General features: G+C 72.3%; 18 protein-coding genes. 15 read left to right on the top strand and 3 right to left on the bottom strand.

The genetic code is table 11. The features are described 5' to 3' along the window. Positions 1 to 169: 169 nt before the first annotated feature. A complete protein-coding gene (locus FZ103_RS08425; RefSeq protein WP_156000137.1) occupies positions 170 to 2,080 on the bottom strand; it encodes a DUF2264 domain-containing protein in 1,911 nt (636 codons plus the stop codon). Between the two features lie 349 nt (positions 2,081 to 2,429). Here FZ103_RS08425 and FZ103_RS08420 point away from each other — a divergent pair, with 349 nt between their 5' ends. The 6 genes from FZ103_RS08420 (at position 2,430) to FZ103_RS08395 (ending at position 9,444) form a co-directional block, all read left to right on the top strand. Beyond that, entirely contained in the window at positions 2,430 to 3,335 is a 906-nt protein-coding gene (locus tag FZ103_RS08420) for a carbohydrate ABC transporter permease (RefSeq protein WP_156000136.1), read from the top strand. Continuing rightward, a complete protein-coding gene (locus tag FZ103_RS08415) occupies positions 3,332 to 4,282 on the top strand; it encodes a carbohydrate ABC transporter permease (protein WP_156000135.1) in 951 nt (316 codons plus the stop codon). The genes FZ103_RS08420 and FZ103_RS08415 overlap by 4 nt, the downstream gene beginning before the upstream one ends. 27 nt (positions 4,283 to 4,309) lie before the next feature. Further along, the gene (locus FZ103_RS08410) at positions 4,310 to 5,656 is read left to right on the top strand and encodes an ABC transporter substrate-binding protein (protein ID WP_156000134.1); all 1,347 of its coding nucleotides are present in this window, start codon (positions 4,310 to 4,312) and stop codon (positions 5,654 to 5,656) included. Between the two features lie 73 nt (positions 5,657 to 5,729). Next, positions 5,730 to 6,776: a LacI family DNA-binding transcriptional regulator gene (locus FZ103_RS08405; protein WP_186356021.1), complete on the top strand. Its 1,047-nt coding sequence runs from the start codon at positions 5,730 to 5,732 to the stop codon at positions 6,774 to 6,776. A gap of 174 nt (positions 6,777 to 6,950) precedes the next feature. Further along, positions 6,951 to 8,375: an RICIN domain-containing protein gene (locus tag FZ103_RS08400; RefSeq protein ID WP_156000133.1), complete on the top strand. Its 1,425-nt coding sequence runs from the start codon at positions 6,951 to 6,953 to the stop codon at positions 8,373 to 8,375. Between the two features lie 178 nt (positions 8,376 to 8,553). After that, entirely contained in the window at positions 8,554 to 9,444 is an 891-nt protein-coding gene (locus tag FZ103_RS08395; protein ID WP_156000132.1) for a TIGR03619 family F420-dependent LLM class oxidoreductase, read from the top strand. Positions 9,445 to 9,644: 200 nt separating this feature from the next. Here FZ103_RS08395 and paaZ read toward each other — a convergent pair whose 3' ends face one another. Next, positions 9,645 to 11,684 (bottom strand): phenylacetic acid degradation bifunctional protein PaaZ, encoded by a 2,040-nt coding sequence (gene paaZ, locus FZ103_RS08390; RefSeq protein ID WP_186356020.1) that lies wholly within the window; start codon positions 11,682 to 11,684, stop codon positions 9,645 to 9,647. Between the two features lie 99 nt (positions 11,685 to 11,783). Between paaZ and paaA the strand changes: the two genes are divergently transcribed. From paaA to FZ103_RS08345, 9 genes are all read left to right on the top strand, one after another. Further along, the gene (gene paaA, locus FZ103_RS08385) at positions 11,784 to 12,764 is read left to right on the top strand and encodes a 1,2-phenylacetyl-CoA epoxidase subunit PaaA (protein WP_156000131.1); all 981 of its coding nucleotides are present in this window, start codon (positions 11,784 to 11,786) and stop codon (positions 12,762 to 12,764) included. Next, complete coding sequence (gene paaB, locus FZ103_RS08380) at positions 12,764 to 13,066, top strand: 1,2-phenylacetyl-CoA epoxidase subunit PaaB (RefSeq protein WP_156000130.1); 303 nt, start codon at positions 12,764 to 12,766, stop codon at positions 13,064 to 13,066. The genes paaA and paaB overlap by 1 nt, the downstream gene beginning before the upstream one ends. A gap of 7 nt (positions 13,067 to 13,073) precedes the next feature. Beyond that, complete coding sequence (gene paaC, locus FZ103_RS08375; RefSeq protein ID WP_156000129.1) at positions 13,074 to 14,006, top strand: 1,2-phenylacetyl-CoA epoxidase subunit PaaC; 933 nt, start codon at positions 13,074 to 13,076, stop codon at positions 14,004 to 14,006. Further along, positions 14,000 to 14,548: a 1,2-phenylacetyl-CoA epoxidase subunit PaaD gene (gene paaD, locus FZ103_RS08370; RefSeq protein WP_394350088.1), complete on the top strand. Its 549-nt coding sequence runs from the start codon at positions 14,000 to 14,002 to the stop codon at positions 14,546 to 14,548. The genes paaC and paaD overlap by 7 nt, the downstream gene beginning before the upstream one ends. Position 14,549: 1 nt before the next feature. Continuing rightward, complete coding sequence (gene paaE, locus FZ103_RS08365; RefSeq protein WP_186356019.1) at positions 14,550 to 15,644, top strand: 1,2-phenylacetyl-CoA epoxidase subunit PaaE; 1,095 nt, start codon at positions 14,550 to 14,552, stop codon at positions 15,642 to 15,644. Between the two features lie 353 nt (positions 15,645 to 15,997). Further along, a complete protein-coding gene (locus FZ103_RS08360; RefSeq protein WP_222936618.1) occupies positions 15,998 to 17,863 on the top strand; it encodes a glycoside hydrolase family 3 protein in 1,866 nt (621 codons plus the stop codon). Positions 17,864 to 18,148: 285 nt separating this feature from the next. After that, entirely contained in the window at positions 18,149 to 19,759 is a 1,611-nt protein-coding gene (locus FZ103_RS08355) for an ABC-F family ATP-binding cassette domain-containing protein (protein ID WP_156000128.1), read from the top strand. Between the two features lie 241 nt (positions 19,760 to 20,000). Then, complete coding sequence (locus FZ103_RS08350) at positions 20,001 to 21,350, top strand: cellulase family glycosylhydrolase (protein WP_156000127.1); 1,350 nt, start codon at positions 20,001 to 20,003, stop codon at positions 21,348 to 21,350. A 210-nt stretch (positions 21,351 to 21,560) separates the two neighbouring features. Further along, positions 21,561 to 21,881 carry a hypothetical protein gene (locus tag FZ103_RS08345; protein ID WP_156000126.1) on the top strand — a complete coding sequence of 107 codons (321 nt, stop codon included), beginning with the start codon at positions 21,561 to 21,563 and terminating at the stop codon, positions 21,879 to 21,881. A gap of 114 nt (positions 21,882 to 21,995) precedes the next feature. On the opposite strand, the gene wrbA is transcribed toward FZ103_RS08345, so the two are convergent. After that, on the bottom strand, positions 21,996 to 22,616 hold the full coding sequence (wrbA, locus tag FZ103_RS08340; RefSeq protein WP_156000125.1) for an NAD(P)H:quinone oxidoreductase: 621 nt from the start codon (positions 22,614 to 22,616) through the stop codon (positions 21,996 to 21,998). Positions 22,617 to 23,487: the final 871 nt, after the last annotated feature.

Below are 23,487 nucleotides of genomic sequence, written 5' to 3'. Positions count from 1 at the left end.
CGGAAACCGGACGCGGATTTTTTCGGCCGACCGGCCTGACCCGCCCGCCCGACCGGCACGCCCTCCCGGAGGGCTGCCCGCGGCGCGGGTTCGCGGTATGCCGACACGCGGACATGCCGACATGCCGGTACGCCGACATGCCGGTACGCCGGCGTGCCCACTCCCGTCCTCAGCCGTGCAGGGCGACCCGCGCGCCGGTGCCGTCGGGCCAGGTGACGACCGCGGCAGACGCCTCGATGCGGACCCGCGGCCGCGGCGCGGCCGCCGCATCGGCGCCCAGGCGCACCAGGAACGCCAGCACCTCGCCGGGTGCGGCGTCGGCGCACACCCACGGCACGGTCGTCGCACCGGCCAGCGGCCCCGCCTCGCCCAGGTCCGCTGTCCCCGACTCCTGTCCGGCGTGCGGGCCGGTCAGCGCTTCGACCACGGATTCCGGGCCGCCCCCGCCGGCGACGGGCCAGCCGCCGACCCGCAGCCGCCACCGGTCGCACCCGCCGCCGACCGGCTCGCCGCCCACACGCACCACCCGCACCTCGTCCGGGCCGCGCACGAGCGACCACACCTCCAGCGTCGGCCCGAGCCGAACCTCGCCGCGCCTGCCGGAGCCGTGGTCGCGGCCGGGACCGGGGTCGGCGGCCACCCAGTGGGCGCGCCAGCGGGAGCCGCCCACCGGCACCGCCCCGTCGTGGACCACCCCCAGGGACGTGAAGCCGGTGCGGTGCGTGGCGGCTCCGCCCTCGTCGAGGACGGCGACGCTGTTGTCCAGAGGCGAGTCGAGCGTGTCCCCGATCAGCGGCGGCACCGTGGCCGAGGAGTAGCCCAGCCGCGCGTACAGCGGGGAGTCGGTGCGCAGGTCTCCCTCCTCGGCGTGGTCGGTGCCGTGGTTGACCACACGCACCAGTCCGTCGCGGGCGGTGGCGCTGAGGATCCACCCCGGCGCCCGCACGACGCGCTGGTCGTCGCCCTCCTCGACGGGCAGGGGCTCCTCCCGGGAGGTCCACACGGGGTGCTCCGGCGGCAGGACGAGGCCGAAGAACCCTTTCGAGGCCCAGTAGGGCGAGCCGCCACCGGAATAGGTCTGCCTCATCGCCGGCCAGGAGTGGTGCCAACCCAGCGGCAGCAGTCCGTCGCGGTCGGGGGCGCCGCGGTCGTGGAAGTGGCGCAGGATCCCCGAGGCGGCGCGCCGGATCCGGCCGGGCGCGAGCGCGGTGGCGCCGCTCCAGGCGCCGACCCACAGCGGGGCGGCCGCGGCCATCCGGTAGATCAGGCTGCGGCCCTGGAGCACGGGTCCGCCGTCGGCCCCGATAAGCCGGATGTGGTCCTCCAGGAACCGCGACAGGTCCGCGCGCCAGCGCTCGACCGTGCCGGTGCCGGGCGGCTCGGCCGCGAGCGAGGACCACACCAGCGGGTAGAAGTGCAGCGCCCAGCCGCAGTAGTAGTCGTAGGAGCGCTCGGGTCCGTCGGAGTACCAGCCGCCGGCGCGGGCCAGGCCGGCGTGCACGGCCAGGCCGCTGTCGATGTCCGCGCGGCTCCACGGCCCGCCGGCCTGCCGGAGGAACTCCTCGGCGATGACCTGGAACCACACCCAGTTGATCGGCGGATACGACCGGCCCACGACCGCCGACATCCAGTCGAGGACCCGGTCGCGCTCGGCGGGGGACATCCGGTCCCACAGCCAGGGCCGGGTCAGCAGGAGCACCAGGGCGATCGACGCGGCCTCGACCTTGGCCTGGTCGAGCCGGTCGGGCCGGGGCCAGCGCTCCTCGCCCGAAGGATCGGTGCCGGCGGCGAGACCGGCGCGGTACCAGTCGAGGAACCTGTGCGGGTCGGCACCGCTGTTTCCGGCGACGAGGAAACCCGCCAGCAGGAAGGTGCGCGCGAACCCTTCCAGGCCGTCGCTGGCCGCGCCGCTCGAACTGGAGGGCCCGGGAAGGTCGATCCGGGCGCGGCCGGGAGAGGCGTACGGGCGCACGCTAAGCAGCAGGTGCTCGGCCAGTGCGACCCAGTGATCGCGGGTCCAGCCGGTGTAGGGGGAGAGATCGCGGTCCTCGGGCGGGAGCCGCAAAGGGGTGGCGGTCAAGCGGTCACCTCGCGGGTATCGGGGGCGGCGGATCGTGCAGGGCCGGGGCCCAGAGCAGGAGGCGGGGTAGGGCCGGGCGGTGCGGCGGTGGCGGGCAGGGTCCGGAACGCGCTTTCCGCTTGTCCGGGGCACCGCCCGGGTGCCCCCTGCTCCGGCCCGCGGTCCCCGTTCCGCGGCTCATCGCCGCCCCCTTGCTCGTACCGGGTGGCCGGCCGTCCGACCGGTACGGTCTTTACCTGCCCTTGACCGTGTCATAACTCATATCTACGGTGGAAAGCGCATTCCGTGATGGAAGTTACACCATCGCCGCGAGGGCCGCCCTCCGGCCCGACAGGCACGAGGAGGCGCGATGGGCGCGGTCTCCACGACCGCCGCAGCACCGAGGCGGCCGGCCCGGAACTGGACCGGGCTGGTGTTCGTGGCCCCGTTCCTGCTCGTCTTCGGATGCGGCGTGGTGGCGCCGCTGGCCTATGCGGCCGGCCTCAGCCTCTACCGGGACCAGCTGATCGGCGGCCGCTCCTTCGTCGGCCTGGAGAACTACGCCGACGTCGCCACCGACCCCCAGTTCCTCGACGGCGTCGGCCGGGTCGCGCTGTTCCTGGTCGTGCAGGTACCGATCATGATCGGGCTCGCACTGCTGGTCGCGCTCGTGCTCGACTCCGGGCGGGTCCGCGGCATGCGGTTCATGCGGCTCGGCATCTTCATGCCCTATGCCGTGCCCTCCGTCGTGGCGGCGCTGATGTGGGGGTTCATCTACGGCGACCGGTTCGGGCTCGTGGGCCAGATCAACGCCGCCACCGGGCTCGCGCTGCCGAGCCCGCTGTCGCAGACCTGGGTGCTCCCCGCCATCGGCAACGTCGTCACCTGGGAGTTCGTCGGCTACAACATGCTGATCCTCTACGCCGCGCTGCGCGCGATCCCCGAAGAGCTCTACGAAGCCGCTGCGATCGACGGCGCGGGCGAGATCCGCAAGGCGCTCAGTGTCAAGCTGCCGGCGCTGCGCCCGGCCCTGTGGGTGGCGACGCTGTTCTCGATCATCGGCAGCTTCCAGCTGTTCAACGAGCCCAACGTGCTGAAGACGCTGGCACCGGGCTCCATCAGCACGCACTTCACGCCGAACATGTACGCCTACCAGCTCGCGTTCAACGCCAACCAGGTCACCTACTCCGCGGCGGTCGCCGTGGTGCTCGGGCTGATCACGATCGTCGTCGCCTACGCGGCCCAGCGGATGACCGCGCGCCAGGAGTCCCGATGACCGACACCGCTGCGACGTCCTCCGCGCCCGCCGGCAGGGCGGCGGCGACCGCGCCCGGCGCCCCCGCGCCCCGGCGGCGCGCCGAAGCGCGCAGTCCCCGCAGACCGCGCACCAACCTCGTGCTGCAGGCGCTCATGGTGCTCATGGTGGTCTACACCCTGCTGCCGCTCTACTGGCTCACGGTCAACGCCACCAAGTCCAACGGAGAGCTGTTCCGCTCCAACGGGCTGTGGCTGGGCTCGGAGATCTCCCTGTGGGACAACATCGTCGCCACCGTGACCTACCAGGACGGCATCTACCTGACCTGGCTGTTCAACACCGCCCTGTACTCCGTGGCGGGCGCCGTCGGCGCCACCGTCATCTGCGCCTGGGGCGGATACGCCCTGGCCAAGTTCGAGTTCCCGACCAAGCGCCTGGTCCGGGCGATCGTCTTCGGCGCGATCACGATCCCCGCGACCGCCCTCGCGGTGCCGACGTTCCTGCTCTTCGCCGAGCTGGGCATCACCAACACCCGCCTGGCGATCATCATCCCGGCCCTGGTCAGCCCATTCGGCCTCTACCTGATGACCGTCTTCGCGGCGGACTCCGTCCCCGACTCGCTGCTGGACGCCGCCAAGATCGACGGCGCGAACGCCTGGACCACCTTCTGGCGGGTGTCCTTCCGGCTGATGGCCCCCGGGTTCGCCACGGTGCTGCTGTTCAACCTCGTCCACACCTGGAACAACTACTTCCTGCCGCTGATCATGCTCAACGACCCCTCCCTGTATCCCCTCACGGTGGGCCTGAACCAGCTCAACAGCCAGGTCACGACGGGGGCGAACCTCCAGCCCGTCTACAACGTGGTGCTCACCGGGTCTCTGCTGGCGATCGTGCCGCTGATCGCCTCGTTCCTGTTCCTGCAGCGGTACTGGCAGTCCGGCCTGGCCGCGGGGAGCGTCAAGCAGTAACCACCCCCGTCCTTGGAAGGGATCCCCATGCGCCTGTCCCGAACCCTGCTGCTGTCCGCGGCCCCCGGCATCTGCCTCGCCCTGCTCGCCACCGGCTGCGGGTCCGGCGGCACGGACGGCGGCGCCGGATCCGCCGCCGACCGCTCCGCCGAGATCGAGGCCGCGCTCGACGAGGGCGGCGAACTGACCGTGTGGACGTGGAGCACCAAGTTCGAAGGCGCGGTGGCCGCCTTCGAAAAGGCGCATCCCGCCGTCGACGTGGAGATCGTCAACGCGGGCCAGTCGGCCGACCAGTACACCGCCCTGCAGAACGCCATCAGCTCCGGCGAGAACATCCCGGACGTCGCCATGGTCGAGTACTTCGCGCTGCCGCAGCTGGCCCTGTCCGAACAGCTCGTGAGCGTCGAGGAATGGGGGCTGGGCGGCCTGGAGGACCGGTTCACCCGGTCCTCCTGGCGCCAGATGACCTACGGCGGCACCACCTACGGGCTGCCCAACAACACCGGGCCGCTGATCATGATCTACAACCGGGACGTATTCGAGCGGGCCGGGATCGAGGAGCCCCCCGCCACCTGGGAGGAGTACGCCCAGGCAGCGGAGAAGATCAGGGAGGAGCTGCCCGACTCCCGCATCGCCTCCATCGACCCCGGCGACGCCGGCGGCCTCGACAGCCTCATCTGGCAGGGCGGCGGCCGCCCGTTCCAGCACGAGGGCGAGAGCGTCACCGTCGACTTCACCGGCGAGGACACCGCGAAGGTCAACGACTACTGGAGCGACCTCCTCGCCCGGGACCTGGTCGCGGCCGAACCCGGCTGGACCGACGAATGGTGGCGCAGCCTCGGCGACGGCTCGCTGGCCACCTGGACCACCGGCGCCTGGGCGCTGGGCAACATCTCCAGCACGCTTACCGACAACGCCGGGGACTTCCGCGTCGCACCGGCACCGGTCTGGGATGCCGGCGACCCGCAGAACGCCGAGAACGGCGGCTCGGGCTTCTCCGTGATCGAGGGCAGCGACGACACCGCCCTGGCCATGGGCTTCTTGAAGTGGTTCTCCCTCAACGAGGCCTCGGTGCAGGAGCAGCTCGACGCCGGCTCCTTCCCCGCGCAGTCGGCGCCGCTGGAGGACCCCGAGTGGCTGTCCAAGGAGTTCGACTACTTCGGCGGACAGCAGGCCAACAAGGTGCTCGCCGAAGCCTCCGGCCAGGTGGCCCGGGGCTGGCAGTACCTGCCGTACCAGGTCTATGCCAACTCGGTCTTCGCGGACAGCGTCGGCGCCCGGATCAGCGAGGGCGGATCGATCCAGGCCGGCGCCGAGGAGTGGGGCGAGCAGCTCCGCTCCTACGGCGAGGAGCAGGGCTTCGACGTCGGCTGAGCCGCCGGCGCGCAGCGGGCGCCCGCTCGGGTCGGGAGGCTCCGGGCCCGAGCGGCGGAGGAAGGGGAGGTCTGTGGACACGCCGAGCGGTTCCGCGCCGGTCACGCTGGAGGACGTCGCCCGGCGCGCCGGCGTCTCGCCCGCCACCGCCTCCCGCGCACTCAACGGCAGCGCCCGCAAGGTCCGCGACGAGTACCAGGCGCGGGTGCACGCCGCCGCCGTCGAACTGGGCTACATCGCCAACACCGCGGCCCAGGCGGTGGCCCGCGGCCGCGGCGACCACCTGGCCCTGGTGGTCAACGGCATCAACGACGACTACTTCTCCCCCGTCGCCGCGGGCGTGCTCAAGGCGGCCGAGGCCGCGGACCGGATGGTCACCATGATCTCCAGCCGCAACAGCGCGCAGCAGGCGGCCCGGGTCGTGTCCACGTTGCGCAGCCAGCGCCCCCGCGCGATCGTCCTGGCCGGCGGCCGGTCGGTGGCCAGCACCTTCTGGGAGGAGCGGCTGGTCGAGGAGCTGGCCGCGTTCCAGGACGAGGGCGGCCGGGTCGTGGCCATCAGCGAGGAGGGCATGCCCTTCGACACCGTCTCCCTGGACAACGTGAGTGCGGCCCGCGACCTCGCCGCCACGCTGGCCGACCTGGGATACCGCAGGGTGACGATTCTGGCCGGCCCGGCCGATGCGCGCACCGCCCACGACCGCGTGCAGGGCTTCACCGCGGGCCTGGCGGAGCGCGGCGTCGAGGTGCCGCCGTCCGGCGTCATCCACTGCGGATTCGACCGCGACGGCGGATACTCCGCGGCCGGCGAGTGCCTGCGCCGGCGGGTGCCCGCCGAGCTGGTCCTGGCGATCAGCGACACGGTCGCCGTCGGGGCGCTCGCGCGGTTCCGCGAGGCGGGGATGTCGCTGCCCGGGGACATGGCGGTGGCCGGGATCGACGACGTGGCGGTGCTGCGCGATGTCACCCCGGCGCTGACGACCGTCCGCCTGCCGTGGCCGGAGGCCGGGCGCGCCGCGCTCGACCTGGCGCTGCGGCCCACCGACGCCCAGCCGCGCCTGGTGCGGATGACCGGCCACGTGGTGCTGCGCGAGAGCACGCCGGGCATCGAGGGGAGGTGATAGGGAGGCACCCGGCCGCGGGCGCCCGCGGCGCTGCGGTCCGCCGGCGCCGGATCGCGCCCTGTGGACAGCCTTCCCGCCGGTGCGGCCGACGCGTACGGTAGCAACCGAGAGACCGGCAGTGTTCACCAGCGATCGTCCGGACCATCCCCTACTCCTCGCGAAGGAGTGTCCATGCGACGTCTTCCGATCGTGCTCGTCCTGGCTCTGATCAGCCTGCTCGCACCCCTCGCCGCGGCCCGACCGGCCGTGGCCGAACCCGTCACCGTCGCCAACGGGACCCGCTTCACCGACACCTCGGGAAACCCGCTGCACGCCCACGGCGGCGGCGTCCTCGAAGTGGGCGACTACTACTACTGGTTCGGCGAGAACCGCGGCGACGACAGCCGGTTCTCTTATGTCTCCGCCTACCGCTCCACGGACCTGAAGAACTGGGAGTTCCGCAACCACGTCCTGACCCGGCAGTCCGATCCCGAGCTGCAGACATCCAACATCGAGCGCCCCAAGGTCGTCTACAACCCCCGCACCGACCAGTACGTCATGTGGATGCACAAGGAGAACGGCCGCGACTACAGCCAGGCGCGGGCGGCCGTCGCCGTATCCGACACCGTCGACGGCGACTACCGGTGGCTCGGCAGCTTCCGGCCGCTGGGCCACATGTCCCGCGACATCACCGCCTTCGTCGACGACGACGGCACCGGCTACATGATCTCCGCCGCGCGAGACAACTACGACCTGCACATCTACCGGCTGAGTCCGGACTTCACCGAGGTCGAGGAGCTGGTCGCCAACCCCTGGCCCGGCGGCCACCGCGAGGCGCCGGCGATGTTCAAGCGGGACGGCGTGTACTACCTGGTCACCTCCGGCGCCACCGGTTGGAACCCCAACCAGCAGAAATACGCCACGGCGGACTGCATCGAGTGCGACTGGAGCGGCTGGTCCGATCTTGGCGACTCCACCGGCTACGGCAGCCAGACCACCTTCGTGCTGCCCGTAGAGGGGTCGCAGACGACCTCCTACCTCTACATGGGCGACCGCTGGGCGGGTGCCGACGGCGGCATCCCCAACGATTCGGAGTACGTGTGGCTGCCGCTGGAGTTCTCCGGCGGCCGCACGCTGGCGATGGACTACTACTCCCGCATCAGCATCGACACCGCGACGGGGCGGGTGCGGGGGCTCGGCGGCGCGTTCGGCGAACTGGCCGCCCGGCACAGCGGCAAGTGCCTGGACGTGGTCAACGGCTCGGACTCCCCGGGCGCGGAACTCATCCAGTACACCTGCCACGGCGGAGGCAACCAGCAGTGGTCGATCGAAGACACCGGTTCGGGATACTCGCGGATCACGGCGATGCACAGCGGCCTGTGCCTGGCCGTGAAGGGCGGATCCGCCGAGCCGGGCGCCGTCGCGGTCCAGGCCGCCTGCGACGGTTCGGCCGGCCGGCAGTGGTCGGTCGAGAGCGTCGGCGGCGGATACTCCCGCATCGTGGCCCGGCACAGCGGCCTGTGCCTCGACGTCAGCGACGAGTCGACCGAGAACGGTACCCGTGTGATCCAGTGGACGTGCACCGGCGGCGCCAACCAGCAGTGGTCGCACACGTGAGCGCGTAGCACCGGCGCCGGGGTGCGGCACCGCCGGCCCGACCGCGAGTCGCACCCCGGCTCCCCCTCGGGCGATTCGCGCCGCCATCGTCGCGGATTTCGGGCAACACCTGCCGTGGCGGCCGTGCACGGCATGGCCGATGCTGGCACGGAAACCCGCAAGCGACAGGGAGTAGACGATGAGGTTCGCGGTCAACGCGTTGAATTTCGGGCTGCACGGGTCAGCGGAGACCCTGGCGGCCTGGGCGCACAACGCCGAGGAGGCCGGTTTCCACGCGGTGATGGTCTCCGACCACGTGGCCGTGACACCCGATGTGGCCGAGCAGTACCGGGCACCGTTCTACGACCCGTTCGCGACGCTGGCCTGGCTGGCGGCGCGGACCGAGCGGGTGCGGTTGGGCACCACCGTGGCGATCCTGCCGTACCGGTCGCCGCTGCTCACCGCGCGCATGGCCGCCAACATCGACCACTTCAGCGGCGGCCGGTTCATTCTGGGAGTGGGCATCAGCTGGCCGCGGCAGGAGTACGCCGCGCTGGGCGTCCCCTTCGCCAAGCGGGGCCGGATCGCCGACGACTACCTGGCGGCCATCACCGAGCTGTGGACCCGCGACACCGCGTCGATCGACACGCCTTCGGTGTCCTTCGCCGACGTCCAGACCGGGCCGCGCCCCTTGCAGGATCCGCATCCGCCGATCTGGGTGGGCGGCAACTCCCGTGCCGCCGCGGTCCGCGCCGTCCGGTTCGGCACCGGCTGGCACCCGATCAACGTCACGCCCGGGTGGCTCGCCGAGGAGGGGCTGCCGATGCTGCGTGCGGCGGCCGAGCGCGAAGGGCGCCCGGTGCCCGCGCTGCACCCCCGCATCGCCCTGCCTCAGGAGGGCCTCGACGCCGGCGGGCTGCGCCGAGTCCGCGACGACCTGCTGGCCTTCGAGGATCTGGGGGCGGACTGGGTGCTGTTCGACAGCTATGCGGGCAAACCCGAGCTGCAGCGGCCGTTCACCGAGGACTGGGCCATGTTCGAGACACTCGCCGATCGCGTGCTCGACCTCGGCGGCGGGACCGTGCGGTAGACCCCGTCGGCGGGCCCGCCCGCAGCGGGATCCGCCGACCACGGCCGCGCCCGTCGAGCCCCGCCGGCGGTCGCGGCCTCCCGGCCGCCGCCGGTGGGTCCGGCGGCATGGCGTTCCCGCCGCCAAGCCGGCCCGTGTCGGCATGGTGCCGCGTCCGCACATCGACATGTCGGCACGCCGAACGTCGGCCGCCGACCGGGTCAGCCCTCCGGCTGCTCCTTGGCCACCAGGGTCAGCACGTCGTAGGTGGCCACCGGCTGCCCGTCGGCGTTGTCGACGACGGCGTCCCAGCGGACCTCGCCGTAGTCGGCGCTGGTGCGCGGGGTGATCTGCTTGGCGGTCAGGGTGACGCCGATCGAGTCGCCCGCCTTGACCGGGGTCAGAAAACGCAGGTTGTCCACGCCGAAGTTGGCCAGGACCGGGCCCGGTGCCGGGTCGACGAACAGGCCGGCGGCCAGGGAGACCACCAGGTAGCCGTGTGCCACGATCCCGCCGAACAGCGGGTTGGCGGCGGCCGCCTCGGGGTCGGTGTGGGCGTAGAAGGTGTCGCCGGTGAACTCGGCGAAGTGGCCGATGTCCTCCAGCGTCACCGTGCGCCGCTCGGAGGCGATGGTGTCGCCGATGCGCAGTTCGGCCAGGCTCTTGCGGAACGGGTGCGCGCCGTCGCTGCGCCGCCGGGCCCCGGTGGTCCAGCGGCCGGTGATCGCCGTGGCCATGTCGGGCGAGGCCTGGACCGCAGTCCGCTGCATGTGGTGCAGCACGCCGCGCACCCCGCCCAGCTCCTCGCCGCCGCCGGCGCGCCCGGGGCCGCCGTGCACCAGCATCGGCAGCGGAGAGCCGTGTCCGGTCGACTCCTCGGCGTCGTCGCGGTTGAGAACGAGCAGCCGCCCGTGCCACGGCGCCAGGCCCAGCACGATCTCGCGTGCCGCGGCGGGGTCGTTGGTGACCACGGAGCCGACCAGGCTCCCGCGTCCGCGCGCGGCCAGCTCGACGGCATCGGCCGCGGTGCCGTAGCCGATGACCGTGCTGACCGGGCCGAACGCCTCGACCTCGTGCGGTTCGGCGGCACCGTCCGCGGCGCGCAGCAGCACCGGAGGCACGAACGCGCCCCGCTGGGCGTCGGCGCCCACCGGGGAGCAGCGCTCGGGGTCGCCGAAGACCGCCTCAGCCGAGCCGCGCAGCGCGGCGATCGCCTTGCGCACCTCGGTGCGCTGGTCCAGCCCCGCCAGCGGGCCCATGGTGACCTGAGGATCTGCGGGGTCGCCCACCACGACGCGCTCCAGCCGCTCGCCGACCGCCCCGATCACCTCGTCGGCCAGGTGCCGGGGCACGATCGCGCGCCGGATGGCCGTGCACTTCTGGCCGGCCTTGACGGTCATCTCCGTGACGAGCTGGTCGGCGAAGAGCGCGAACTCCGGGTCGCCGGGAGAGACGTCGGGTCCCAGGATCGAGCAGTTGAGCGAGTCGGCCTCGACGCCCAGCCGCACGCCGCCGTGCACCACCGCAGGGTGGGCGCGCAGCTTGGCCCCGGTCTCGGCGGAGCCGGTGAAGGCGACGGTGTCCTGCGGGCCGAGGTGTTCGAGCAGGCCGGCGGGGCCGCCGGCGAGCAGCTGGAGGGCGCCCTCGGGCAGCAGCCCCGACTCCACGATGCGCCGCACCACCAGTTCGGTGAGGTAGGCGGTCTGGCTCGCGGGCTTGACGATGCTGGGCACGCCGGCGAGGAAGGCCGGGGCGAACTTCTCCAGCATCCCCCACACCGGGAAGTTGAAGGCGTTGATCTGCACGGCGACGCCCGGCCGGGAGGTGTAGACGTGCTGGCCGACGAAGGTGCCGCCGCGGCCGAGCCGCTCGGTGGGGCCGTCGGGCAGCACCGTGTCGTTGGGCAGTTCGCGGGCGCCCTTGCTCGCGTAGCTGAAGAGCGTGCCGATGCCGCCGTCGACGTCGAAGGCGTTGTCGCGCCGGGTGGCGCCGGTGCGGTGCGAGAGCGCGTGGAACTCGTCGGTGAGCCCGTTCAGGTGTTTGGCCAGGCTCTTGAGGATCGCCGCGCGCTCGTGGAAGGTGAGCGAGCGCAGCGCGGGCCCGCCCACGCGCCGCCCGTAGTCGATCATGCCGGGCACGTCCAGCCCGGTGCTGGACAGGCGGGCGACGGTCTCGCCGGTGGCCGCGTCGGCCAGCGGCCGCCCCTCGTCGGATGCGCGGTACCAGGCGCCCTGCGCGTAGCTCTCCAGTAGTGCGGTCACGGCTGGGTCCTCTCCATTGCGCCCTCGGCCTGCGTGGTGGCAGACTATTACAGACCGTTCGGTCAGTAAATGGACCGGTGCAGCGAGGTTGGAGCAGCCATGACGGCACCCGCAGCGGTGGACGAGGAGCGGCTCAACGCCGAGTTCGACGCGGTCATCGCACGCCAGGACCGCGTCGAGCCGCGCGACTGGATGCCCGAGGGCTACCGCAAGACCCTCATCCGCCAGATCGCCCAGCACGCGCACTCCGAGATCATCGGCATGCAGCCCGAGGGCGCCTGGATCTCCCGCGCGCCGTCGCTGCGCCGCAAGGCCATCCTGCTCGCCAAGGTGCAGGACGAGGCCGGGCACGGCCTCTACCTGTACTCGGCGGTCGAGACGCTGGGCGTCGACCGCGCCGACCTGACCCGCCGGCTGATCACCGGTGCGCAGAAGTACTCCTCGATCTTCAACTACCCCACGCCGAGCTACGCCGACGTGGGCACCATCGGCTGGCTGGTCGACGGCGCGGCCATCTGCAACCAGGTGCCGCTGTGCCGCAGCTCCTACGGGCCCTACAGCCGGGCGATGATCCGCATCTGCAAGGAGGAGTCCTTCCACCAGCGCCAGGGCTACGAACTGCTGATGACGATGATGCGCGGCACCCGAGAGCAGCGCGCCATGGTGCAGGACTCCGTCGACCGCTGGTGGTGGCCCTCGCTGATGATGTTCGGCCCGCCCGACGCCGACTCCCCCAACACCGCGCAGTCCATGCGCTGGGGCATCAAGCGCCACACCAACGACGAGCTGCGGCAGCGCTTTGTCGACATGACGGTTCCCCAGGCCGACGCGCTCGGCGTGACCCTGCCCGATCCCCGGCTCGCCTGGAACCCCGAGCGCGGCCACCACGACTTCGGCGAGCCCGACTGGGACGAGTTCGCCCGCGTCATCAAGGGCGACGGGCCCTGCAACGCCGAGCGCATCGCCCACCGCCGCCGCGCCCACGAGGACGGCGCCTGGGTGCGCGAGGCCGCGGCCGCCTTCGCCGCCCGCAACCCGGCCGGCGCCCCGGCCGCCGCGACCCGAGGAGGGCGAGGCTGATGGACACCGAGACCCCCGGCGCCGCCGACTGGCCGCTTTACGAGGTGTTCGTGCGCGGCAAGCGCGGGCTCAACCACGTGCACGTCGGCTCCCTGCACGCCGCCGACGACCAGATGGCGCTGCGCCGCGCCCGCGACGTCTACACCCGCCGCAACGAAGGGGTGAGCGTGTGGGTGGTGCGTTCCGCGCTGATCACCGCCACCAGCCCGGACGAGAAGGACCCCATGTTCGCCCCCAGCGGCGACAAGGTCTACCGCCACCCCACCTTCTACACCGTCCCCGACGACGTCCCGCACATGTGAGGCCGCCATGACCCGCTCCCCCGCCGCCGAGCCGAACGAGGAGTCGGTCTACGCCGGACTCGTCGACGTCGACGGCGACGCCTCCCAGTGGGCATTCGGCGCCGGATTCGACGACCCGCTGGCCGGCGTCGACACCACCGTGCCCGCGGGCCTGGACCGCACCGACCTCGCCGCCTACTGCCTGATGCTGGGCGACGACGCCCTCGTACTGGCCCAGCGCCTGGCCGAGTGGTGCAGCCGCGCGCCCGAGCTGGAGGAGGACGTCGCACTCGCCAACATCTCCCTGGACCTGCTGGGCCAGGCGCGGCTGCTGCTGGCCCGCGCCGCAGCGGCCGACCCCCGCAGCGTCCCCGAACTCCCGCCCGACTCCCCCGTTCCCGCCGAGGACGCCCTCGCCTTGTTCCGCGACCCCGGCGGATTCCGCAACGTCGCGCTCGCCGAGATCCCCAACGGCGACTTCGCGCAGTCGTCGCTGCGGCTGCTGCTGTTCTCCGTATGGCGGCTGGCCCTGCTGGAGCGGCTGCGCGCCTCCGCGGATCCGGTGCTGGCCGCCGTCGCCGCCAAGGGCGTGGCCGAGGTCGCCTACCACCGCGACTACGCCGCACGGTGGACGGTGACCCTGGCCCGCGGCACCGCCGAGTCCCGCAGGCGGACCCGGGCCGGCGCCGAGGCCGTGTGGCCGCACGCCGCCGAGCTGTTCGCCGCCGACCCCGTGGAGCTGCGGATGGCCGGCGCCAAGGCCGGCGTATCGCCGGAGGAGGTGCGGCCCGCCTGCGAGGAGGTGCTGGAGGAGGTGCTGGCGGCCGCCGATCTCCCCCGGCCCGACCTTGCCGCGCCCACGCGGGTCCGCGGGCGCGCGGGTGAGCACACCCCGGCCCTGGCCGCGCTGCTCGCCGAGATGCAGTCGCTGGCCCGCGAGCACCCGAGGGGGACGTGGTGAACGCCGAGCGCAGCGGGACCGCGGCGGAACCCGACGGGACCGCGGACGCCAGGCGGCGCGCCCGGCAGGCCGCCGCGGCGGTCACCGACCCCGAACTGCCCATGCTGACCCTGGCCGACCTGGGCGTGCTGCGCGAGGTCGAGGCCGACGGCGAGGGCGGCGCCGTCGTCGCCATCACCCCCACCTACTCCGGCTGCCCGGCGATCGGCGCCATCCGCGCCGACCTCGACAGCGCCCTGCGCGCCGCCGGGTTCGCCCGCGTCGAGGTGCGCACGGTGCTGTACCCGCCGTGGAGCACCGACATGATCACCGAGCGCGGCCGACGCCTGCTCGCCGAGCACGGCGTCTCTCCCCCCGGCCCCGCGCCCCGAAGTGACGGCCCGATGCCGCTGTCGCTGACCCCGCGTCGGCGCGAGGCGCACTGCCCCCGCTGCGGTTCCCACACCGCCGAGCTCACCTCGGAGTTCGGATCCACCGCCTGCAAAGCGCTCTACCGCTGCACCTCGTGCGCGGAGCCCTTCGAGCACATGAAGGAGATCTGAGGTGACCGCCACCTCCACCGAGCCGCGGCGGCGCACGGCCCCGGCCTTCCACACGCTGCGCGTCGCCACCGTCGAGCCTTTGTGCCCGGACGCGGCCGCGGTCACGTTCGAGGTCCCGCCCGAGCTGGCCGCCGACTACGCCTTCCGGCCGGGGCAGTCCGTGACCCTGCGCCGCCGGATCGGCGGGCGCGAGCACCGGCGCACCTACTCGGTCTGCTCCCCCGCGGGCGGGCCGCTGCGCATCGGCGTGCGCGAGGTGCCCGGCGGGCTGTTCTCCGGCTGGCTGCTGCGGGAGGTCGCCCCCGGCCACGAGGTCGAGGTGGCCACGCCCTCGGGCTCGTTCCGCGCCGAGCCCGGCCAGGACGGGCGCCACCTGCTCATCGCCGCCGGATCGGGCATCACGCCGCTGCTCTCGATCGCGGCGTCGCTGCTGGCGGCCCACCCCGCCGCCGAGGTGTCCCTGATCTACGGCAACCGCACCTCGCGCACCGCCATGTTCGCCGAGGAGCTCGCCGACCTGAAGAACCGCTTCCCCGACCGCTTCCAACTCCTCCACGTGCTCTCCCGCGAGCCCCGCGACGCCGAACTGCTCTCCGGGCGGCTGGACCCCGATCGGCTGCGGCGGGTGCTGGAGGCCCTCGTCAACCTGCGCGGAACCGACCACGTGTGGCTGTGCGGTCCCTTCGCGATGACCGAGGGCGCGCGGGCGGTGCTGGCCGAGCTCGGCATGCCCGCCGATCGGGTGCACCGAGAGCTGTTCCACGTCGACGCGCCGCCTCCGCCGCCGCGCCGCGCCGAGGCCGCGGGCACGGCGCAGGAGGCCGGCAGCCTCGCGTTCGTGCTCGACGGCCGCAGCACCGGCGCGCCGATGCCCGCCGGCGCGAGCGTGCTCGACGCCGCCCAGGCGGTGCGCGCGGACCTGCCGTTCGCCTGCCGCGGAGGAGTGTGCGGCACCTGCCGCGCCAAGGTCACCGCAGGCGAGGTCGAGATGCGGCGCAACTTCGCGCTGGAGGACGCCGAGGTGGCGGAGGGGTTCGTGCTGACGTGCCAGTCCTACCCGGTCACCACCGAGGTCGCCGTCGACTACGACGCCTGAGCCGGCCGCCCCGGAGCGGAGCCGGGACACCCCCGCCGCGTGCCTTCTCGCGCGTGAGCGAAGCCCGGCGGCTCGGGCTAGCCGGGGTCAGCGCCGGGCAAAATCCCGGCAGCCGCCTGTGCGCCGCGATGCCCGCGCAGCGCAGAAGGACCATGCTGCGCAGCTATGCGGCGGCCCGGGCACACGGCGCTTTTGCGTTCACACGGAGCGTTATTTACGGCAACTTTATTTCCAGTTAGAGTGGTGCGGCGACGACGCCGAGGACTGAGCTGAAACGCCCGTCGGGGCGCGTGCCGGGGGTGGGGCCGCCGGGTTTTCCGAGCGCCGCGAGGCGCACAGTCAGGAGGTCGAATATGGCAGGTCCCCGCGCGAAGAGCGCGCATAGATCCCGATCGTTCGCCGCGGCGTGTTCGCTGGCCGCAGGCGCACTGCTGCTGCCGCTCATGGTGGCCGCGGCCCCGACCGCGGCCGCGGCCCCCCGATGCGACTCCACCGAGGACTGCCTCGCGCAGATGACCCTCGAGGAGAAGGCGGGCCAGATGACGCAGGTGAACCACCTCAACGTCATGGAGAACAAGGACGCCATCGCCGAGTACGGCATCGGCTCCCTGCTCTCCGGCGGCGGAGCCGGTCCGGGCGGCGAAGCCGGCGGCACCGCCGAGGAATGGGCCGACATGTACGACGAGTACCAGCGCGCGGCCCTGCGGAGCCGACTGGGCATCCCGCTGATCTACGGCGTCGACGCGGTCCACGGCCACAACAACGTCGTCGGCGCGACGATCTTCCCGCACAACATCGGTCTGGGCGCCACCCGCGACCCCGGGCTTGTGCACCGCATCCAGAAGATCACCCGCGAGGAGGTCCTGGGCACCGGCATCGACTGGAACTTCTCGCCCGCGGTGACCGTGCCCCGCGACGACCGCTGGGGGCGCACCTACGAAGGCTTCGGCGAGGTCCCGCAGCTCGTCAAGCGCCTGGGCTACGCGTCGATCCAGGGCCTCCAAGGCCGCGACCTCGGCCACGAGACCGTCGCGGCGACCGCCAAGCACTACGTCGCCGACGGCGGCACCACCTGGGGCACCGGCGACAGCGGCTACCGGATCGACCAGGGCGACGCCCGGATGAGCGAGAAGGAGCTGCGCAAGATCCACCTGCCGCCCTACCGCGCGGCGGTCCGCGCCGACGCCGCCACGGTGATGGCCTCCTTCAGCAGCTGGAACGGGCTGAAGATGCACCAGCACGAGTACCTCGTCACCGACGTGCTCAAGGGCGAACTCGGCTTCGAGGGCGTGGTCGTCTCCGACTGGGGCGGCGTGCGCCAGGTCGAGGGCGACTCCTACGCCGAGAAGGTGCGCAAGTCGATCAACGCGGGCGTCGACATGATCATGGTCCCCGATGACTACGAGCAGAACATCGAGGCCATCGTCAGCGAGGTGCGCGCCGGGCGCATCAGCCAGGAGCGCATCGACGACGCGGTCCGCCGCATCCTCGACCTCAAGTTCGAGATGGAGCTGTTCGAGAAACCGTTCACCGACCGCTCCTACACCGACGACGTGGGTGCGCCCGAGCACCGCGAGGTCGCCCGCGAGGCGGTCGCCCGGTCGCAGGTGCTGCTGAAGAACGAGGGCGTGCTCCCGCTGTCCGCCGACTCCGGCAAGGACATCGTGGTGGGCGGCAAGACCGCCGACAACCTCGGCTACCAGATGGGCGGCTGGTCGATCACCTGGCAGGGCGGCAGCGGCGACACCACCGAAGGCACCACCTTCTGGGAGGCCCTCCAGGAGGAGACCGAGGGCACCGGCACCGACGTCCGCTTCGTCGGCACCGACACCGGCCAGGACTTCTCCGGCGACATCGGCCTCTGGGTCGGCGGCGAGACACCCTACGCCGAGGGCTTCGGCGACGACGGCGACCTCCAGCTGAGCCGGGCCGACACCGAGCAGCTCAACGACATCTGCGCCAAGACCGACGTGTGCGTCGCCATGCTGGTCTCGGGCCGCCCGATGATCATCGACGAGGAGCTCAAGACGGCCGACGCGTTCGTCGCCTCCTGGCTGCCGGGCACCGAGGGCGCGGGCATGACCGACGTCCTCTTCGGCCACGAGCCCTTCCGGGGACGCCTCCCGGTGACCTGGCCGTCCTCGGTCGACCAGGAGCCCATCAACCGCGGCGACGGCCAGAAGCCCCTGTTCCGCATGGGCTACGGCCTGCGCAACTGACCCCGTTCGGCCCCGGCGAAAGGGCCTGACCGCAACCGCGGCCGCGCCGGCCCTGCCCACCGGCGCGGCCGCTTCGTCTGCCGCGGCGGCCCGGGCGGAGCAGGCCCGGCACGGGGCCGGAAAAACCCTTTGCGCCGCCGGCCGGCCGGATGGGAATCTCGTTCCCGCGGGTGCGACGCCCGCTGCGGACGTTCCCGACCACACGGAGGCACCCTTCCCGATGCGCATCACCAACGGAACCGCGCCCATCCTGCCCGTTCCGTCGGCTCCGCGCCGGGAGGTCCCATGCCCCACTCCATCGTCTGCTCCGAACTCGCCTTCGACTGGCCCGACGGCACCCCTGTCTTCTCGGGGCTGAACGCCGCCTTCGACACCGGCCGCACCGGGCTGATCGGCCTGAACGGCTCCGGCAAGTCGACCCTGCTCAAACTCATCACGGGGCGGCTCACCCCCGCGTCGGGCAGCGTCCGGGTGGACGGCGACATCGGCTGCCTCGAACAGCGCGTCACCCTCGACACCGGCCAGAGCGTCGCCGAGCTCCTGGGCATCGCCCCCGTCCGCACCGCCCTGCGCGCGATCGAGTCCGGCGACGCCTCCGAGGACAACTTCGCCGCCGTCGGCGACGACTGGGACATCGAGGAGCGTGCGGCCGCCGAGCTGGAGCGGTTCGGCATCGTGCTGGGCGACGATCCGCTGGACCGCACGGTCGCGTCCCTGTCCGGCGGGGAAGCGGTCCTCACCGGGCTCGCCGGGCTCATCCTGCGCCGGCCCGCCGTCACCCTCCTGGACGAGCCCACCAACAACCTCGACGCCAGGGCCCGCGCCCTGCTGTACGAGGCCGTCGAGACCTGGCGCGGAGTGCTCGTCGTCGTCACCCACGACAGGGAGCTGCTGGAGCGGGTCGACCGCATCGCCGAACTGCGCGAAGGCCGTATCCGCATCTGGGGCGGGAACTACTCCGCCTACACCGAGCAGCTCGCCGCCGAGCAGGAGGCCGCCCAGCGCGCCGTCCGCACCGCCGCGGCCGGCGTCCGCCGGGAGCGGCGCCAGCTCATCGAGGCGCAGACCAAGCTCGACCGCCGGGCGCGCTACGGCCGCAAGATGAACGCGATCAAGCGCGAGCCCAAGGTCGTGATGAACCAGCGCCGGGGTGATGCCCAGGTCTCCGCGGCCAAGCACCACATCATGCACGCGGGCAAAGTGGAGGAGGCCGAGCAGGCGCTGGCCGAATCCGAGGCCGCGGTGCGCGACGACGACCGCATCCGCATCCGGCTGCCCGAGACCGCCGTGCCCGCCGGCCGCACCATGCTGGAGCTGGACGGGCCGCACGGCCGCAGCTATGTGCGCGGCCCCGAGCGCATCGCGCTGACCGGCGACAACGGTACGGGCAAGACCACCCTGCTGCGGGCGATCACCGGCTCGGGGGCGCACCCGGCGGTGACGGTCGCGCGCGTCGCCGATCGCGTCGGCTACCTGCCCCAGCGCCTGGACATCCTCGACGACTCGCTGAGCGTGCTCGACAACGTGCGTGCCGCCGCGCCCTCGGCCGCGCCGCAGCGGGTGCGGGCCGACCTCGCCCGGTTCCTCGTCCGCGGCGACAGGCTCTCGGACGCGGCCGGGGTCCTCTCGGGCGGGGAGCGGTTCCGCGTCACGCTGGCCTGCCTGCTGCTGGCCGACCCGCCGCCGCAGCTGCTCCTGCTCGACGAGCCGACCAACAACCTCGACCTGGACAGCGTCGGCCGGCTGACCGAGGCGCTGGCCGCCTACCGGGGCGCGCTGATCGTGGCGGGGCACGACACCGCCTTCCTCGCCGATATCGGGATCACCCGGTGGTGGCGGATGGAGCGGGGCGGCGCGCCGGTCGAAGCCGACCCGCCGCCCTCGGCAGGGGGATAGCGGCCCCTTCCGAAGTCGTCGCCGGTAGTGCCGCGGGCGCTTGCGGGGCGCGCCCGCGGACATGCGCCGAGAGCGAGGAGGCGGTCACATCGCGCGGAAGGATCTTACTTAGACAGTTGAGTTAAGTAAGTCACGTCGCTTATAGTTGCGAGGGCGCAACAGGGGGAAGCCGTCCGGCCGGCCGGTACGTCCGCACGTTCCGGGTCCACGACCCGAGACGACATCCACCTTGGGGAACAACATGCGAACACGCCTCGCCTTAGCCGCCTCGGCGGTATTCACCCTCGTCCTGTCCCTCCTCGCGATCCAGCCCGCAAGCGCCGAGACCGGGTTCCACATCCAGAACGGCCGCCTCGTCGACGCCAGCGGCAAGGCGTTCGTCATGCGCGGCGTCAACCATCCGCATTCCTGGTTCACCGGCGAGACCGAGTCGTTCGGCGAGATCGCCTCGCTGGGCGCCAACGCGGTCCGCGTCGTGCTGAGCAACGGCGTCCGATGGACGCGCAACGACGCGGCCGACGTCGCCGGCGTCATCAGCGAGTGCAAGGAGCACCGGCTCATCTGCGTGCTGGAGGTGCACGACACCACCGGCTACGGCGAGGAGAGCGCGGCCTCCAGCCTGGACCAGGCGGTGGACTACTGGATCGACATCCAAAGCGCGCTGGAGGGCCAGGAGGCTTACACGATCCTCAACATCGGCAACGAGCCCTACGGCAACCAGGGCTATGAGAGCTGGGCGGCCGACACCTCCGCGGCCATCGAGCGCCTGCGCGCTGCGGGCTATGAGCACACCCTGATGGTCGACGCCCCCAACTGGGGCCAGGACTGGACCAACACCATGCGCGACAACGCCGCGCAGGTGTTCGAGAGCGACCCGGACCGCAACGTCCTGTTCGACATCCACATGTACGGGGTCTACGAGCAGGCGTCGCGGATCCAGGACTACCTGGGTTACTACGTCGACAACGGGCTGCCCATCGTCGTCGGCGAGTTCGGCCACGACCACAGCGACGGCAACCCCGACGAGGACGCGATCATGGCCACCGCCGAGCAGCTCGGCGTGGGCTACCTGGGCTGGTCCTACAGCGGCAACAGCGGCGGCGTCGACTACCTGGACCTGACGAACGACTTCGACCCCAGCAGCCTGACCTCCTGGGGCGAGCGACTGTTCAACGGGCCCGACGGGATCGTCGCCACGGCCGAGACCGCCGGCGTCTACGACGGCGGGACCGAGCCGGATCCCGACCCCACGGAGCCGCCGGACCCGGACCCCACCGAACCGCCGACCACCGGTGACGGATGCACGGCCGACTACACGGTCCAGAACGAGTGGGGTAGCGGCTTCGTCGCCCAGGTCACCGTCACCGCCCAGGAGGGCGTGGACGGCTGGGAGGTCACCTGGACCTACGCCGACGGCCAGAGCGTCAGCAGCGCCTGGAACGCCGAGGTCAGCTCCAGCGGTTCGCAGGTGACGGCGACCAACGTCGCATACAACGGCACGCTGTCGGCCGGGCAGAGCACGTCCTTCGGGCTGCAGGGCACGTACAGCGGCACCAACCCGGTCCCGGAGCTCACCTGCTCCGCGAGCTAGCGGTGCAGCGCGGGACCACCCAGTAGTCCGGCGGCGGAACTCCGTTCCGGGAGCGCTCCCAACCCCGCGGAGATCCGCCGCCGGGCCCCGGCCGCAGCCCCTATCCCCGTGCGGTCCTGTCTCCATGTCCCTGTGCCGCCGAATCGGCCTGTCGACATGTCCGCATCCGGGCATGGCGCGATCCCCGGGCCCGGCCTAGCCTGGTGCGTCATGACGCGCAGACGACTCCGCTCCTTCGCCGCCGGACTGCTGATCGCCAACAGCGCCCCGCACCTCGCCACCGCCGCGAGCGGGCGGCGCCACCTCACCCCGCTGGCCGGCCGGGATTCGGGTCCCGTGGCCAACGGCGTATGGGCCGGCATCAACCTCGCCGCGGGCGTCCTCCTGCTGCGTTCCCGGCACCGCGAATCCCCGGCGCGCTGGGACGGCGATCTGGTCGCCTTCGAGGCCGGTTACCTCGCCTTCGCGCTGTGGATGGCGGGCTCGGAGGCGGCCCTGCGCGTGAACTGGGAGGCCGCCGGGCCGCAGTAGCGCCGGCGGAGCCTGGAGCCCGCGGCGGCCGGAACCCGGACACGAAAAAGAGGAGGCCGCGGGTGCGGCCCCCTCTGCGGAGGCGTCGTGCGCTCCTGCGCGCTCAGGCGCGCCTCAGGCGGCCGTCCGGCCGGCCTTGAGGTCGGCGGCGACGCGGACCACGCGCCGGGCCTGCACCTGCGCGGCCGTGCGCGTCACCTCGTCGACGGGGGTGTTGCCCTGGGCGTCGACGTGGGAGGTGCCGTAGGGGTTGCCGTCGGCGAACTTGCTGGCGTCGGTGTAGCCGGGGGGCACGATGATCCCGCCGAAGTGGTAGAAGGTGTTCGACAGCGCCAGCAGGGTCGACTCCTGGCCGCCGTGCAGGGTGGCCGTGGAGGTGAAGCCGCTGTAGACCTTGTCGGCGAGCAGGCCCTGCTGCCACTGCGGCCCGAGCTGGTCGATGAACTGCTTGAGCTGCGAGGTGATGTTGCCGTAGCGGGTCGGCGAGCCGAAGATGACGGCGTCCGCCCAGACGACGTCGTCGGGCACGGCCTCGGCGACGTCCTTGGTGGCCTCGGCGTTGGCGGCCCAGGCCGGGTTGCTCGCGATCGCCTCAGCGGGGGCGAGCTCGGCCACCTTGCGCAGCCGGACCTCGGCGCCCTCCTTCTGAGCCGTCTCCTCGATCTCGCGGGCGATGGTGTACCCGGTACCGGTGGAGGAGTAGTAGACGATGCTCAGCTTCACGGGCTCGCTCATGGTTCCCTCCGGGGGACTGCGACGTAGGATTACTTTCCTAGAAAGATAATGCTCTCGTATGGAACACGCGACCGATGGAGCGCCTTTGTGGCGAGAGACACGTCCGCAGGGCGCCGGCGGGGCGTGCCGACCGACGGCGGGAATGCCTGCGCGCCCCAGGGTCGCGCGCCTGCCGGCCGGAGTGCGCCGGGGTCGCAGTGGGGGCCGGGCCCGGCCGGGGACCACCTCCGGCGCGGACTCGGTCGCGGGTCGCCGAAGTGACCCGCGTCACCGGTACTCCGAGTTGGCATTGCGGAGGGGCGTGGCTATAGTGGGTCGGGTCGCCTGATGGAGCGCCCGATTGTGGTGCACACACAGGCGGCGGTCTTTCTCGGTCGCAGCGAACACCGCACGGTGGGCGTGACCGCATCCCAATCCCGGCGCTCCTTCGAGCGCGGTCGGTGCTCGGCAGATTCGATCGGATCTTTGTGCCGTCGCTGCTGCGCGAGAAAGCGGGGAATTGGGAGTCGGGAATTCCGACCCCGCCGATTTGGTGGGTTTGCGGGGGTCCTGATAACGTGAAGGCATAACACAGCGGATCGGTTCCCGCCCCGGGATTTCACCGGGAACGGGGTTCGGGTCCGCGGGGAGATTCCGTCTCTTGGGAAGAGCCTGGGGAACCGGCCGGTTGGCGGGTTCGGGCTTGTGCCGGATGAGCGGTTGCTTCTTGAGAACTCAACAGCGCGTGTTCAACTTTGTGCCAAGTTTGTTTTGGCCCCGTGGGACCAACCCCCTGTGTGGGGTGTGGTTCCGGGGTTCCTTTGATGGGCCCGGGTTCGCCTCTCGGTCGCGGTTTGCGCGGTCGGGTGGGTTTTTCCGGGTCGTGTCAGGG

The sequence above is a fragment of the Streptomonospora sp. PA3 genome (assembly GCF_009728995.1).
Lineage (GTDB): Bacteria > Actinomycetota > Actinomycetes > Streptosporangiales > Streptosporangiaceae > Streptomonospora.
The sequence above is the reverse complement of the archived record's forward strand: the minus strand, read 5'-3'. Positions and strand labels throughout refer to the sequence as shown.

What these genes read in the sequence shown, in the direction of transcription:
- FZ103_RS08420 (WP_156000136.1), top strand. Translation starts at nt 2,430, where the DNA reads ATGGGCGCGGTCTCCACGACCGCCGCAGCACCGAGGCGGCCGGCCCGG.
- FZ103_RS08415 (WP_156000135.1), top strand. Translation starts at nt 3,332, where the DNA reads ATGACCGACACCGCTGCGACGTCCTCCGCGCCCGCCGGCAGGGCGGCG.
- FZ103_RS08410 (WP_156000134.1), top strand. Translation starts at nt 4,310, where the DNA reads ATGCGCCTGTCCCGAACCCTGCTGCTGTCCGCGGCCCCCGGCATCTGC.
- FZ103_RS08400 (WP_156000133.1), top strand. Translation starts at nt 6,951, where the DNA reads ATGCGACGTCTTCCGATCGTGCTCGTCCTGGCTCTGATCAGCCTGCTC.
- FZ103_RS08395 (WP_156000132.1), top strand. Translation starts at nt 8,554, where the DNA reads ATGAGGTTCGCGGTCAACGCGTTGAATTTCGGGCTGCACGGGTCAGCG.
- paaA (WP_156000131.1), top strand. Translation starts at nt 11,784, where the DNA reads ATGACGGCACCCGCAGCGGTGGACGAGGAGCGGCTCAACGCCGAGTTC.
- paaB (WP_156000130.1), top strand. Translation starts at nt 12,764, where the DNA reads ATGGACACCGAGACCCCCGGCGCCGCCGACTGGCCGCTTTACGAGGTG.
- paaC (WP_156000129.1), top strand. Translation starts at nt 13,074, where the DNA reads ATGACCCGCTCCCCCGCCGCCGAGCCGAACGAGGAGTCGGTCTACGCC.
- FZ103_RS08360 (WP_222936618.1), top strand. Translation starts at nt 15,998, where the DNA reads ATGGCAGGTCCCCGCGCGAAGAGCGCGCATAGATCCCGATCGTTCGCC.
- FZ103_RS08355 (WP_156000128.1), top strand. Translation starts at nt 18,149, where the DNA reads ATGCCCCACTCCATCGTCTGCTCCGAACTCGCCTTCGACTGGCCCGAC.
- FZ103_RS08350 (WP_156000127.1), top strand. Translation starts at nt 20,001, where the DNA reads ATGCGAACACGCCTCGCCTTAGCCGCCTCGGCGGTATTCACCCTCGTC.
- FZ103_RS08345 (WP_156000126.1), top strand. Translation starts at nt 21,561, where the DNA reads ATGACGCGCAGACGACTCCGCTCCTTCGCCGCCGGACTGCTGATCGCC.
- wrbA (WP_156000125.1), bottom strand. Translation starts at nt 22,616, where the DNA reads ATGAGCGAGCCCGTGAAGCTGAGCATCGTCTACTACTCCTCCACCGGT.